The organism is Naasia lichenicola (assembly GCF_004801885.1).
Classification (GTDB): domain Bacteria; phylum Actinomycetota; class Actinomycetes; order Actinomycetales; family Microbacteriaceae; genus Naasia; species Naasia lichenicola.
Map to the genome: position 1 here is coordinate 198,948 of NZ_SSSM01000005.1, position 14,157 is coordinate 213,104.

General features: G+C 68.9%; 9 protein-coding genes. 2 read left to right on the plus strand and 7 right to left on the minus strand.

Features of this window, described 5'->3' with window-relative positions; translation table 11 throughout:
• Positions 1 to 124: 124 nt before the first annotated feature.
• The 7 genes from E6C64_RS11845 to E6C64_RS11875 all read right to left on the minus strand — a co-directional run bounded on the left by E6C64_RS11845 (position 125) and on the right by E6C64_RS11875 (position 10,696).
• The gene (locus E6C64_RS11845) at positions 125 to 1,012 is read right to left on the minus strand and encodes an ATP-binding cassette domain-containing protein (protein ID WP_136427725.1); all 888 of its coding nucleotides are present in this window, start codon (positions 1,010 to 1,012) and stop codon (positions 125 to 127) included.
• Positions 1,009 to 2,853, minus strand: a complete 1,845-nt coding sequence (locus tag E6C64_RS11850; protein ID WP_136427726.1) for a dipeptide/oligopeptide/nickel ABC transporter permease/ATP-binding protein — start codon at positions 2,851 to 2,853, stop codon at positions 1,009 to 1,011. The genes E6C64_RS11845 and E6C64_RS11850 overlap by 4 nt, the downstream gene beginning before the upstream one ends.
• Positions 2,850 to 3,791, minus strand: a complete 942-nt coding sequence (locus E6C64_RS11855) for an ABC transporter permease (RefSeq protein ID WP_136427727.1) — start codon at positions 3,789 to 3,791, stop codon at positions 2,850 to 2,852. The genes E6C64_RS11850 and E6C64_RS11855 overlap by 4 nt, the downstream gene beginning before the upstream one ends.
• A 135-nt stretch (positions 3,792 to 3,926) precedes the next feature.
• On the minus strand, positions 3,927 to 5,453 hold the full coding sequence (locus E6C64_RS11860; RefSeq protein ID WP_158437849.1) for an ABC transporter substrate-binding protein: 1,527 nt from the start codon (positions 5,451 to 5,453) through the stop codon (positions 3,927 to 3,929).
• Between the two features lie 125 nt (positions 5,454 to 5,578).
• Complete coding sequence (locus tag E6C64_RS11865; protein WP_136427729.1) at positions 5,579 to 8,404, minus strand: alpha-L-rhamnosidase; 2,826 nt, start codon at positions 8,402 to 8,404, stop codon at positions 5,579 to 5,581.
• A gap of 187 nt (positions 8,405 to 8,591) precedes the next feature.
• Complete coding sequence (locus E6C64_RS11870; protein ID WP_136427730.1) at positions 8,592 to 9,560, minus strand: nucleoside hydrolase; 969 nt, start codon at positions 9,558 to 9,560, stop codon at positions 8,592 to 8,594.
• Between the two features lie 92 nt (positions 9,561 to 9,652).
• Entirely contained in the window at positions 9,653 to 10,696 is a 1,044-nt protein-coding gene (locus E6C64_RS11875; protein ID WP_136427731.1) for a LacI family DNA-binding transcriptional regulator, read from the minus strand.
• 147 nt (positions 10,697 to 10,843) lie between these two features.
• On the opposite strand from E6C64_RS11875, the gene rhaI reads away from it, so the two are divergent.
• Together rhaI and E6C64_RS11885 are read left to right on the plus strand one after the other, a co-directional pair.
• Positions 10,844 to 12,007: an L-rhamnose isomerase gene (gene rhaI / locus E6C64_RS11880; protein WP_136427732.1), complete on the plus strand. Its 1,164-nt coding sequence runs from the start codon at positions 10,844 to 10,846 to the stop codon at positions 12,005 to 12,007.
• Between the two features lie 67 nt (positions 12,008 to 12,074).
• Positions 12,075 to 14,111, plus strand: a complete 2,037-nt coding sequence (locus E6C64_RS11885; RefSeq protein ID WP_136427733.1) for a bifunctional aldolase/short-chain dehydrogenase — start codon at positions 12,075 to 12,077, stop codon at positions 14,109 to 14,111.
• The last annotated feature ends 46 nt before the right edge of the window (positions 14,112 to 14,157 follow it).

Here is a 14,157-nt window from a genome sequence, read left to right on the forward strand (position 1 = left end):
AAGAGTCTCCTCGGGAGTGGGTGCGGGAAAGGTGGTGCAGTAGCGGAGTGGGGCTGCAGGTGGTGCGTGCACGCGACGCGGTCGCTGAGGCGCGATGCGGTGAATGAGGCCCGCAGGGTGGCCGTCAGACGGCGCCGGCCTGGAGCTCCATCTCGCGCTGGCTCTCCAGAAGGCGACGTCGATCGGCGCGGCGCTGCTCCTGGCGGATCGGGTCCGGCACCGGGGCGGCGAGCAGCAGGCGCTGCGTGTAGGGGTGGTCGGGGTCTGAGGTGACCTTGTCGCCGTCCCCGTACTCGACGATCTCGCCGTGGTACATCACGGCAACGCGGTGCGACAGGTGGCGCACGACCGCCAGGTCGTGCGACACGAAGAGGTACGCGACGCCGGTCTCCTCCTGGATGTCCTTGAACAGATCCAGCACTCGCGCCTGGGTGGACAGGTCGAGGGCGGACACCGGCTCGTCGCAGACGATCAGCTCGGGCGAGAGGGCGAGCGCGCGGGCGATCGCGATGCGCTGGCGCTGTCCGCCGGAGAACTCGCGAGGAAGCCGGTCGGCGGCATCCGATGGCAGCCCGACCTGATCGAGGAGCTTGCGGACCCGCTTCGAGGAGTCCGCAGCGGACATCTTCTTCACGCGCAGCGGCTCGGCGAGGGTCTGCTCGATGGTGAGAGAGGGGTTCAGCGACGAGTACGGGTCCTGGAACACGACCTGGATCTCATCCGACAGAGCCCGACGGGCCTTGCGCGAGAGATGGCCGATCTCCTGGCCCTTGAACCGCACGCTGCCCCCGGTCACCGGGGCGAGCCCGAGCACGGCGCGGCCGAGGGTCGTCTTGCCGGAGCCGGACTCGCCGACCAGGCCGACGCACTCCCCCGCCTTGATGTCGATCGAGACGCCCTTGAGGGCGCGGAACGGCTGCTTGCGGAAGCCCTTCGCCGGATACTCGACGACGAGGTCGTCGATGACGAGCAGCGGCTCTCCGGCGCGGGATGCGGATGTCGACTCGGTCATCGTGCGCTCTTCTCGGTGACGGTGCTGCGGACGGTGACGGTGTTTCGGTCGGCAGAGTGGGCGAGCGGGCCTCGAGCGGCGCCGTCCTCGAGGATCGCCTCGAACAGCGCCTTCGTGTAGGGGTGCTGCGGGTCCGCGAAGATCGCCCGCGCAGGACCGGTCTCCACGATGAGGCCGTTCTGCATGACCGAGACGCGGTCGCACAGGTCGGCGACGACGCCGAAGTTGTGCGTGACGATCAGGATGCTGACTCCGAGATCGTTCTGCAGGTCGCGGAGGAGCTCGAGGATCTCCGCCTGGACCGTGACGTCGAGCGCTGTCGTCGGCTCGTCGGCGATGATCAGGTCGGCCTCGCAGGAGACAGCTCCGGCGATCAGCACGCGCTGCGCCTGCCCGCCGGACACCTCGTGCGGGTAGGAGCTGAAGGTCTTCTGCGGATCCGGGAGCCCGACCCGGCCGAGCAGGTCGAGCGCCCGCTGCTTCGCCTCGGCCTTGCTGATTCCCAGCGTGACCACCATCGGCTCGACCAGCTGGCTGCCGATCGTGAACGACGGATCGAGGTTGCTCATCGGCTCCTGCGGGATGTAGGAGATCCGGCGTCCGCGAAGCTTCACCATGTCCCGTTCGCTGAGGCCGGCAAGGTCCTTGCCGTCGAACACGACGGACCCGGCGACGATGCGCCCACCGGCCGGCAGGAGCCGCAGGATGCTCCAGGCTGTCTGCGTCTTGCCCGATCCGGACTCGCCGATCAGGCCGTGCACCTCGCCCTTGCGGACCATGAGGGAGACCCCGTTGACCACCTGCTTGAGCGAGCCGTCGGGCTGGTCGTAGCCGACCACCAGGTCCTTCACCTCGAGGAGGGTCGAGCGAGCGTCTCCCTGCGCTTCGGCGTGCGTGACGGGCTTCTCGGTCGCCACCTTCGGCGCGACGGCGGCCACACCGCGGCGGCGGCGCTTGGGCTTGCCCGCCGCTCGCTCCAGCTCGTCCCGCAGCGCGTTGCCGAACAGCACGAGGGCCACGGAGGTGAGCGCCATCGCGAGTGAAGGCCAGATGAGCAGGGTGGGCGCCTGGTACATCCGGGAGAAGGCGTCCGAGAGCATCTGGCCCCAGGTCACCAGCTTCGCGTCGCCCAGGCCGAGGAAGTCGAGGCCCGCCTGGACGGCGATGCCGATGCCGGCGAGCAGCGCCGCCTGGATGATGATCGGAGCGCGGACCACGGAGAGGATGTGCCGTCCGATGATGCTCACGTCCCCCACGCCGGCGACCCGGGCCGCGTCGACGAAGAGCTCGTTGCGCACTCCGACGACGGCCGTGTAGGTGAGTCGGTAGAAGGCGGGCGACAGGATGAGGCCGAAGACGGCCATGATCAGCCAGAGCGACGGCCCGACGACGGCGCGGGCGGCGAGCAGCACCACGATGCCGGGCAGGGCCTGGATGACGCTGATGATCCAGACCGAGACGGTCTCGAACCACTTCTGGTAGTAGCCGGCGATCAGGCCGCTGGTCACGCCGATGACTGCGGCGATCAGGACTGCCCAGAGCGCGCCGGCGATGCTGAACCGCGTGGCGAACAGCAGTCGGGACAGCACGTCCCGCCCGGCGCTGTCTCCACCGAGGGGATGCAGCGCACTCGGCGGCGCCAGCACGTCGTTGATGTTGGCGACGGACGGATCCATGGGGGCCAGGACATCGGCGAGGATCGCGAGCAGGATGATCAGCGCGAGCACGATGATCGCGGCGAGGCCGGTGGGGTTCTTCAGCATCCGTCGGGCGAGGTGCGAGCGGGCCGCGCGTACCTCTGCGGCGACGGGCGGGTTCGAGGTCATCGCTGACTCGCTCATGAGATACGCGCCTTGGGGTTCAGGAAGCCGTGCAGGATTTCGATGACGATGTTGACGACCACGACGATGGCCGCCGTGACCACGACGAGTCCCATCACCAGGGGGATGTCGCCCTGAGCCGTCGAGTTGGTGGCGATCGGGCCGAGGCCCGGGATGGCGAAGATCTGCTCGACGATGATCGCGCCGCCGAGGAGTCCGACGAACTGCACCGCGAGCACGGCGAGCGCCGGTCCGCCCGCATTGCGGAGCACGTGACGGTAGAGCACCCGGTTCTCGGAGAGGCCTCGGCTGCGCAGCGTCCGCACCCAGTCCTGGCGCATGGTGTCGATGACCGAGCCGCGGACCTGGGCTGCGATCGAGGCGATGGCGCCGATCGACAGCGCGATGATCGGCAGCGTCACCGTGCTCAGCCAGCCGGGGAACGAGACGGACAGCTGCACGAAGCCGGTGGGCTTGAAGAGCTTGAGGTTGAGGGCGAAGACGTTGACCAGGAAGATCGCGATGAGGAAGCCGGGGATGGCGAATCCGAGGACCGACACGATCTGGACGAGGCGGTCGGCGGCTCCGCGCTTGCGGGCCGCCCACACGCCGAGCGCCGTGCCGACGACCGCGGTGATGATGGTCGTGCCGATGACGAGGGAGAGCGTGACCGCGAGTCGCGAGGTGATCGCGGCGACCACCGGCTGACTGGTGAACCACGAGGTGCCGAAGTTGCCCGTGAAGGCGGCGCCGAGCCAGCCGAGGAAGCGGGGGATCAGCGGCTGATCGAGCCCGAGCGCGGTGTTCTTGGCGTCCACGGCCTCCTGCGTGGCGGTGACGCCCAGGATCTGCCGGCCGATGTCTCCGGCGCCCAGGTAGAGGAGCAGGTAGGCGACGCTCGAGACCACGAGGAGCAGGATCACGCCGGCGAGAAGGCGGCGGAGTATGAAGCGGAGCATCATCGGTCCTTCGAACGGGAGCTGGGGGTGGGGGAGGTGCCGGGCCGGGTTCGTCCGACCCGGCACCTGGTGCAGCGCGAGCGCTGCCGATGATGCGGTACTGCGTGATGCGGGTGCTGCTGGGTGGTGCCGGTGCTACTTCGGCTCGACGTTCCAGAGGTACGGGACGGCGTTGCCGACCTGCGTCTTGACCACCGTGTTGGCGTCGCTCATGAAGATCGACGTCGGGCGGTACATCGGCGCGAACCAGGCGTTCTCGACCAGGTAGCGGTTCAGCTCCTTGCCCGCCTCGGCCGCCTCGTCCTCGGTGCCCGTCTGGATCGTCGAGATGAATGCCTCGACCTCAGGGGTGCTCTGGTGCAGCACGTTCCAGGTGGAGGCCTGCGAGACCTGGAACTGCGTGAGCTGCCAGTCCGTCGGGTCCTGCTGGAGGGTGAACCAGTACATCGGGTACGTGCCCTGCAGCATCGTGGTGATGAAGTCGGCGGGCTGCACCTCGGTGTAGTTGACGGTGATGCCGATCTGGGCGAGCTGCTGGGCGTAGAGCGTCCAGTGCGACTCGGGGACGGCACTGGTGCGCATCATCGAGATCTCGAAGCCGTCCGGGTAGCCGGCCTCGGTCATGAGCTCCTTCGCCTTGTCGAGGTCGAAGGTGTAGTAGTCGTCGAGCGACGCGTCGTAGCTCGGCGAGAACGTCGGGAAGATCTGCGACGTCGGGGTGCCGTAGCCGTTGCCGATGGTCTTCACCAGCGCGTCCTTGTCGAGCGCGTAGTTGATGGCCTGGCGGACGCGGACGTCGGCGAGCTGCGGGGCGATGGCGCCGTCGCGGTCGCTGAGCAGGAAGCCCCACCAGTTCAGCTCGAACTTGTTGGCGGTGAATCCCGAGCTCTCCATCTGGGGGACGGTGCTCGCGTCGATGATGTTGGTCACGTTGACCTGTCCGCCCTGCACTGCGTTGAGCAGCGAGGTCGGGTCGGCGTAGTAGGCCAGGATCAGCTTGTCGTAGTGCTGGTCGTCCGGATTCCAGTAGTCCTCGTTCTTGTCGAAGACGTAGCTGCTGCCGACCACGGTGTCCGTGGTGTTCAGGATGAACGGACCGGAGCCGATCGGGGCGGTCGCCGTGGCGGCGTCGCCGACGGATGAGGCGGGAGCCACCACACCGCTGTTCTGGGTGAGGTAGTTGAGCAGCGCGGGGTCGACGGCCGACAGGGTCAGCTCGACCGTGGTCGCGTCGACGGCCTTGGCGTCGGCCAGGTTGACGAGGTTCGACTTGTTGGGGGACGCGCCATCGCGGAAGGCGATGAGGCTCGCCACCACGTCGTCAGCGGTGAGGGTGTCGCCGTTGGTGAATTTGACGTCATCGCGGAGGGTGAGCGTCAGGACGGTGTTGTCCTCGTTGTACTCCCACTTGGTGGCGACGTCGGGCTGGATGGTGCCGTCGGGGTCCGCCTTGAGCAGGGTGTCGTAGACCGCCTGGATGTACGGGGACTCGTTGGCCCAGTTGGCGTTCTCCGCCTGGAACGTGGTGGCCTGGGCGATGACGCCCCAGGTGAGTGTGCTGCCGGCCGAGCCGGAGTCCGCGCCGCTGCCGCTGCAGCCGGCCAGGGCCAGGCCCGTGGCGATGACGGCCGCTATGGCGACCGCCGCCTTCCGCTTGAACATCTTCGTCCTCATTTCGCTGTGTGGGACCCTCCGTCGGGCCGCCTGCGAGGAACGCTATACGCAAACCCTAATGGGTGCAAGGTTTTCGTCAGTCGGGTTTGACAAAATCATTCGACCCCGAATATCTATTCACGCAGCGGGATGCGTCGGCCGTTCAGGTCGTCGAGCACGGCGGCGAGACCGGGACGCCGCTCCTCCGCGAACATGATCAGAGAGTCCCCCAGCGGGCTGTCGGGCCGCCACATCCCCATGCCGCTCCAGGCATGTCCGAATCCGTAGCCGATCCGATCGAAGTAGGCCATGATCGCGGCCCGGGCCTCGACGTCGTCGAGGATGTCGGCGAGCGGGGTCTCCATCGAGAGTGCGCTGCGGTCCTCGTCGACGGCGGCGATGTCGACGCTGAAGCTGTGCCGTCCGCTGCCGACCTCGCGCGTGACGCCGCCGAACGGCAGGACCACCCGCGCGCGCTGCCCGGCCGGGATGTCCGCCACGAGCTCGAAGACCCCGTCGCGGATCTTCCATGCCACGGTCAGCGGGCCGTAGCCCGCGTCGAGCTTCGCCGTCGCCGAGGTCAGGCCGCCGCCGGGGACGGGGGCGATCTCGACGAGGTCGTACCCCGGTGAGGCGGGGGCGATCCCGCCGATGACCCGGTGCATCCAGTCCGCGACGCTGCCGAGCGCGTAGTGGTTGAACGAGGTCATCTCCCCCGGGTTCACCGAGCCGTCGGGCAGCATGCTGTCCCAGCGCTCCCAGATGGTGGTCGCCCCCATCGTGATCGGGTAGAGCCAGCTCGGCAGTCCCTCCTCGATCAGCATCCGGTAGGCGACATCAGTGTGGCCGGTCGCGTGCAGGGCCTGACAGATGATGGGCGTCCCCATGAAGCCTGTGCGGATCCGATAGTCGTAGGCGCGGACCAGCTGGGCCAGGCGCTCCCCGGCCGCGGCGCGCTGGGCGGGGTCGACCAGCAGGTCAAAGGCGATCGCGACCGTGTACGCGGTGTGGGCGTCGGACATCATCCGACCGCCCGGGGTCACGTACTCGCGGGCGAACGCGCTGCGGATGTCGTCGGCGAGCGCGGAGTAGACCGTGGCGTCCTCCCCCTTGCCGAGGGCAAGGGCGGCCGTTGCGAGCGCGCGCGTCGAGTGGGCGAAGTAGGCGGTGGCGACGAGGTCCTTGTCCGCCTTGGCGTCGGCGGGGTTGTGCGGCGACGCGGTGGGGTCGAGCCAGTCCCCGAACTGGAATCCGCCCGTCCACAGCAGGTCATCGCCTGCCCGCTGACGGAGAAGCTCGACCCATTCGCGCATCGAGGGGTAGTGCTCCTCCAGTGCCGCGAGGTCGCCCGACTGGCGGAAGAGCGCATCGGGGACCAGGGTGGCGGCGTCACCCCAGGCTGCGGCCGGCAGCGCCTTCTGCCTGATGGGGTTGGGCACGACCATGGGCACGGAGCCCGCCTCGCGCTGCTCGATCGCGAGATCGCGCAGCCACGAGCCGAGGAACGCCCGGGTGTCGAAGAGATAGCCGGCCGTCGGCGCGAACACCTGGATGTCGCCTGTCCAGCCGAGGCGCTCGTCGCGCTGCGGGCAGTCGGTCGGGATGCTGAGGAAGTTGCCCTTCATGCCCCAGACGACATTGCTGTGCAGCTGATCGAGCGTGGGGTTGCTCGTCTCGAGGAACCCGGTGCGCTCGAGATCGCTGTGCACGACGACGGCCGTGACGGCGGCGGCAGGCACGTCCCAGCCGGTGATCTGGGCGTAGCGGAAGCCGTGGAAGGTGAAGCGCGGGCTCCAGGTGCGCCGGGTCCCGTCCGAGGTGAAGCTGTCGGTCGCCGCGGCGTGCCGGAGCGGTCGGATGGCGAGCTCGCCGTGCTCGAGCACCTCGGCGTGCCGCAGGGTGACGGTCGTGCCGGCGGGGGCGTCGATGGAGAGCTCGAGCCAGCCGACGAGGTTCTGGCCGAAGTCGAGCACGGTGCCGCCGGATGGGGTGGACACCTCGTCGAGAACGGGTCGCCGCTCGATCCGACGGACGGGCGGCAGCGACGCGGGAGCGAGCCGGGAGATGGCCGCATCGACCAGCACGGCCGGCTGCCCGCCGGGGAATGCCGCACCGGGCTCGAAGCCGTCGTCAGCGGCTCGGGCGTCGTAGTGCTCGCCCTGGTAGATGCTCGCGCTGATCGTGGGACCGGAGGCGGACGCCGTCCAGTCGGGACCGGTCACGATGAGCTCGGAGCGTCCATCCGCGTAGTCGAGCCGCAGCTGCATCGAGAGCGCGACCGGGCCGGGGTAGGCGACCGAGAAGCGGCCGTCGAAGCCGAAGCGCTCCCGGTACCAGCCCTCGGCGACTGTGGCGCCCAGCACGTTGACCCCCGACGACACCGCCTCGGTGACGTCGAAGGTCTGGAAGAGCAGTCGCTCGGCGTAGGACGTCCAGCCGGGCGCGAGCACCTCGTCGCCGATCACTGCGCCGTTGAGGATCGGCTCGTAGACGCCGTGCGCGGTGGAGGACAGGGCCGCCCGGACGACGGTCCCGCTGGGGATGAACTCGGTGCGGAAGCGCACCGTCGAGCGTGCTGCGTCGACCGCGTCCTCGATCTCGCCGGGAGCCGCGATGAACGGAGCCTTCCAGTCCGCCGGCACGAGCGGCCCGGTCGCCGCCGACACCCACTCCCCCGGCTCGCCGAGCACGCCGTCGCCGCCCGCGACCGCGACCCGCACCTCGATCGAGTCGTAGGCCGTCAGCGCGGCGAACGGCCACGGCACGTTCTGCGAGCGAGCGCCCGGAAGGTCGGCGGTCTCCGTCTCGTTCCCGCGCCGGAGCTCGATCCGAGCCGAGGTCTGTGTCCAGTCGTCGACGTCTGAGACGACCTGCCAGGAGAGGGTGGGTTCGGCGTCCGCCAGATGGAACGGTGCACCTCGTTGCGCGAACCAGAGTCGTGTCACGGCGGCGGTTGTCATGGTGCTCTCCATCGAGTCGTGCCCACGAGGGCAGCGTGCGTCATTCGGTGTCGCTCAGCGACGCGTTCTGCGAAAACCATACAGTCGCTAGGAATTCACGGCCAGCCCCGGTCCACGGTCCGAGCTCGGATCGGCGCATGCCGAACTGCCGGGGCGATGCTTCGATACGTCGCGCAAGCGTGCGCGACTACTCAGCATCCCGCCTATCGGCGCTTTCGCGCCTCGGGGCGTGATCAAATGCCGCGAACTTGTGGAACATGTCCTCGAACATCAGGCGGTTGTCGAGGGCGGTGAACACGCGCAGGGGACGGCCGTCGGGGTTGTCCTCGTACCAGCCCTCGTCGTTCATGATCGGGGTGGGGATGACCACCGAGTCGCTCGATGCGGGACCCGGCTCGAAGGCCGTCTGCAGAGCGGTCAGCAGGACGAGAGGACTGTCGCCCAGGCAGTAGGTCTCGCCCATCGATCGACCGGCGGCCTCGACGTAGCCCCGCACTCGATCGAGGCTGTCGGCGAGGAACGATCCGAGGGCACCCGTCGGGCGCAGTCGATGGTCGATCTCGGCCCAGGAGACGAGCGCCTGTCGATAGGCGTTGCGCGGCACCTGCCACACCGGGATGTCCGACTCGTTGAACACGACCTGCACCGATGGGATGTCGATGGCGAGGTTGTACTCGACCATGCCGGCCACCGGCAGCGGTGTGCCGATGCCCTCGTGCTCGGGGCCGCCGATCCAGATCGCGGTGAGGCGCGAGCCGATCCGCGGCTCCTTCAGCCATGCGCTGGCGAGCTCGGTCATGCCGGCGCCGAGCACGATGTAGAGCGGCAGGTCGGTGTCCTCGCGCATGGCCTCGGCGATGATGGCGTCCGCGGCCTCCGTGGAGGCGACAGGAGTCGAGGGCGCGGGGAGCGCGGTGTTGCTTCCGGTGAGGACCGTGATGTCGGAGCCGAGTCGGGTCAGCAGATCCCGCGCGATGGCGGCCGCGTTCTCGGCCTGCGTCTCCGAGGGGTCGAAGAAGTCGCCGAACTTCAGATGCGATCCGATCACGAAGGGGATCTCGACGGACGGACTCAGCACATGGTGCGCGAGCTGGAACAGGTCGTCGGGGTCACCGGAGAAGTCGTTGTCGACGATCACGCGCATGCGGGCGGTCATGGGTACCTTTCGCGCGGGAATGCGGCCCGCTTCTGCTGTGCTGCATATCGATTCATGTTCGACTGAACAGAATCAGCACCATTCTGCCGCGGTCAGGCCGAAAGCGCACCCGGGTCGGAGCCGATCGCACCGCCGCTCGAGGCGCGGACCACCAGCACCGGGGGGAAGACCACGTGCTCGCGCACCGCCCCCTCGGGATCCTCCAGCTCCCGTTCGACGAGCTCGACCGCCGTCCGGCCCATCAGCTCGCTCGGCTGACGGATGGACGTGATCGGCACCACGGCGGCATTCGCGAAGGCGATGTCGTCGTAGCCGACCAGAGCCACCTGCTCGGGCACCCGCACCGAGCCGGTCAGCATGAACGCCTGCAGCAGCCCCACCGCGACGAGGTCGTTCGCCGCGAACACCGCGTCTGGCAGCTCGTCGGAGCTCCGCGCGCGGAGGCTCTCCCCCACGAGTCGGCCGTGCTCGACGGTCAGCTGCGGGATGGGCAGGACCTCGATCTCTGCGCCCGGCACCTCGGCGATCGCCTGCCGCGCTCCCTCGAGGCGGTCGGCCACCTGCTGGAGCCCCACAGGGCCGCCGACGAAGGCGACGCGCCGCCGGCCGAGCTGGAGCAGATGCTCCACCGCCAGTCGGCCGCCCTGGATGTCATCCACCGAGACCGAGGAGAACCCCTCGAGGTCCGCCCGCCGGTCCACGAGCACCACGGGCACGCCACGCGATCGCATGCGCTCGAGCCGTGCGGTCAGCTCGCCCACCGGGGACAGCAGGATGCCGCGGACGCGCTGCTCCTCGAACAGATCGAGGTAGCGCTGCTCGCGCTCGGGATCCTGATCGCTGTTGCCCGTGAGGACCGCGATGCCGAGGTCCTGCGCCGCATTCTCGGCACCGCGGGCCACATCCGTGAAGAACGGGTTGGACGCGTCGAGCACGATCAGCCCGATGGCTCGGCTGCGTCCCGCCCGCAGCTGTCGCGCCGCGTCATTGCGCACGAAGCCGAGCGAGTCGATCGCCTCATGCACCCGCCGGATCGTCTCGGAGTTCACCTTCTCCGGCTTGTTCAGCACGTTCGAGACGGTGCCGACCGAGACGCCTGCGCGGTTCGCCACGTCGCGGACGCTGATGGATGCCATCCAATCCTCTCGGGTCGTGTCGGGTCGTGTTGTGTCGTGTCGCCGAGCCAATCGTTGACACGCTAACGGGCACGGGCTATCTTCGCTTGACGGCTGTGTTGAAACGATTCAACAATCGCAGACGAATACACGAAGAAAGTGCACCCGATGATCAACGACGACATCCTCGATCGGCTGGCCACCCAGGTCATCGAGCTCCCCTCCTGGGCCTTCGGCAACTCGGGAACGCGCTTCAAGGTCTTCGCCCAGGCGGGCGTCCCCCGCAACCCGCGGGAGAAGATCGCCGACGCCGCCAAGGTGAACGAGCTCACGGGACTCGCGCCCAAGGTCGCGCTGCAGATCCCGTGGGACAAGGTCGACGACTACGCCTCGCTTCGCTCTTACGCGGAGGACTTCGGCGTCGAGCTCGGCACGGTCAACTCCAACACGTTCCAGGACGACGACTACAAGTTCGGCAGCTTGACCCACTGGGATCCCCGCATCCGCCAGAAGGCCATCGACCACCACTTCGACTGCATCGACGTGATGGACGCGACAGGATCGCGTGACCTCAAGATCTGGCTCGCCGACGGCACCAACTACCCGGGCCAGGACGACATCCGCGCCCGTCAGGACCGCCTCGCCGACTCGCTGCAGCAGATCTACGCCAGGATCGGCGACGACCAGCGGCTCGTCCTCGAGTACAAGTTCTTCGAGCCGGCCTTCTACCACATGGACGTCCCCGACTGGGGAACCGCCTACACGCAGGTGCTCGCCCTCGGCGACAAGGCGCACGTCTGCCTGGACACCGGTCACCACGCGCCGGGCACGAACATCGAGTTCATCGTGGCGCAGCTGCTGCGCCTCGGTCGGCTCGGCTCGTTCGACTTCAACTCCCGCTTCTACGCCGACGACGACCTGATCGTCGGATCGGCCGACCCGTTCCAACTGTTCCGGATCCTCTATGAGGTCGTCCGCGGCGACGGCTTCGGCCCGGACAGCGGGGTCGCGTTCATGCTCGACCAGTGCCACAACATCGAGAAGAAGATCCCCGGCCAGATCCGCTCGGTGCTCAACGTGCAGGAGATGACGGCGCGCGCGCTGCTCGTCGATCGCGACGCCCTCGCCACGGCGCAGGCGGCGGGCGACGTGCTCGGCGCCCACGAGATCTTCAACGACGCTTTCTACACCGACGTGCGCCCCGCCCTCGCGGACTGGCGCGAGAAGCGCGGACTCCCCGCCAACCCGATGAAGGCGTACGCCGCGAGCGGCTATCAGGAGCAGATCGAGGCGGACCGCGTCGGCGGCGAGCAGGCCGGCTGGGGCGCATAGCCGCTCGGCATCCGCGTCTTCTCCCCCACCCTCTTCTCCGCACTTCCGACATGACTGGACCTCTCCGATGACCAACCCCGCTGCCGCCGCGCTGATCGCGCGCTCCAACCGACTCGGCGCAGACCCGCGCAACACCAACTACGCCGGCGGCAACACCTCCGCCAAGGGCACCGAGACGGATCCGGTCACCGGTGAGGACGTCGAACTGATGTGGGTGAAGGGCTCGGGCGGCGACCTGGGGACCCTGACCGAGGCGGGCCTCGCCGTGCTGCGCGTCGACCGGCTGCGCGCGCTCGCCGGCGTCTACCCGGGCCTCGAGCGCGAGGACGAGATGGTCCCGGCGTTCGACTACACGCTGCACGGCAAGGGCGGTGCAGCGCCGTCGATCGACACCGCCATGCACGGCCTCGTCGACGCGGCGCACGTGGATCACCTGCACCCCGACTCGGGCATCGCCATCGCCACCGCGGCGGACGGCGAGGAGCTGACGGCGAAGATCTTCGGCGAGAAGGTCGTCTGGGTGCCGTGGCGTCGTCCCGGCTTCCAGCTCGGCCTCGACATCGCCGCCATCAAGGAGGCGAACCCGTCCGCGATCGGCTGCATCCTGGGCGGTCACGGCATCACCGCATGGGGTGACACCAGCGACGAGACCGAGGCCAACTCGCTCTGGATCATCGACACCGCGGCCCGGTACATCGAGGCGAACGGCCGGCCGACTCCGTTCGGCCCGGCGCTCGACGGCTTCGGCGCGCTGCCCGAGGACGAGCGCCGCGCACGCGCCGCCGCCCTGGCCCCCACGATCCGTGCGCTCGTCTCGACCGACAGGCCGCAGGTCGGCTCGTTCACCGACGACGCCGTGGTGCTCGACTTCCTCGCCTCCGCGGAGCACCCGCGCCTCGCGGCGCTCGGCACGAGCTGCCCCGACCACTTCCTGCGCACCAAGGTCAAGCCGATGGTGCTCGACCTGCCGCCCACCGCCTCCGTCGAGGAGCAGCTCGCCCGTCTGGGAGAGCTGCACGAGCAGTACCGCGTCGACTACCAGGCCTACTACGACGCCTATGCGACCGCCGACTCCCCCGCCATCCGTGGCGCCGACCCCGCGATCGTGCTCATCCCCGGCGTCGGCATGTTCAGCTACGGCACCAACAAGCAGACCGCCCGCGTCGCCGGCGAGTTCTACATCAACGCGATCAACGTGATGCGCGGCGCGGAGTCGCTCTCGACCTATGCGCCGATCAGCGACCTCGAGAAGTTCCGGATCGAGTACTGGGCGCTCGAGGAGGCCAAACTCTCCCGCCTGCCGAAGCCGAAGCCACTGGCGACCCGCATCGCGCTCGTCACCGGTGCGGCATCCGGAATCGGCAAGGCCATCGCCACCCGCCTCGCGGCGGAGGGCGCGTGCGTCGTGATCGCCGACCTCGACCTGGCGAGGGCGCAGGAGGCCGCGGCGGAGATCGGCGGCACCGATGTCGCCGTCGGCGTGCAGGCGAACGTCACCGACGAGGACCAGGTGCAGGCCGCGGTCGACGCCGCGGTGCTGGCGTTCGGCGGCCTCGACATCGTCGTCAACAACGCTGGGCTGTCGCTCTCGAAGTCCCTGCTCGAGACCACGGTCGCCGACTGGGATCTGCAGCACAACGTGATGGCGAAGGGCTCGTTCCTCGTCTCCCGTGCCGCCGCCAGGGTGCTCATCGACCAGAAGCTCGGCGGGGACGTCATCTACATCTCATCCAAGAACTCGGTCTTCGCCGGCCCCAACAACATCGCCTACTCCGCGACGAAGGCCGATCAGGCCCACCAGGTGCGCCTGCTGGCGGCCGAGCTCGGCGAGCACGGAGTCAAGGTCAACGGCATCAACCCCGACGGCGTCGTCCGCGGGTCGGGCATCTTCGCCGGCGGCTGGGGCGCCAAGCGCGCGGCCGTCTACGGCGTGCCCGAGGAGGAGCTCGGCAAGTACTACGCGCAGCGCACCCTCCTGAAGCGGGAGGTGCTGCCCGAGAACGTGGCGAACGCGGTGTTCGTCCTCTGCTCCAGCGACCTCAGCCACACAACGGGCCTGCACATCCCGGTCGACGCCGGCGTCGCCGCCGCCTTCCTCCGCTGATGCGGGTTCCGCGAGTTGGGCCCCTTGGCGCACGCTTGCGCCAAGG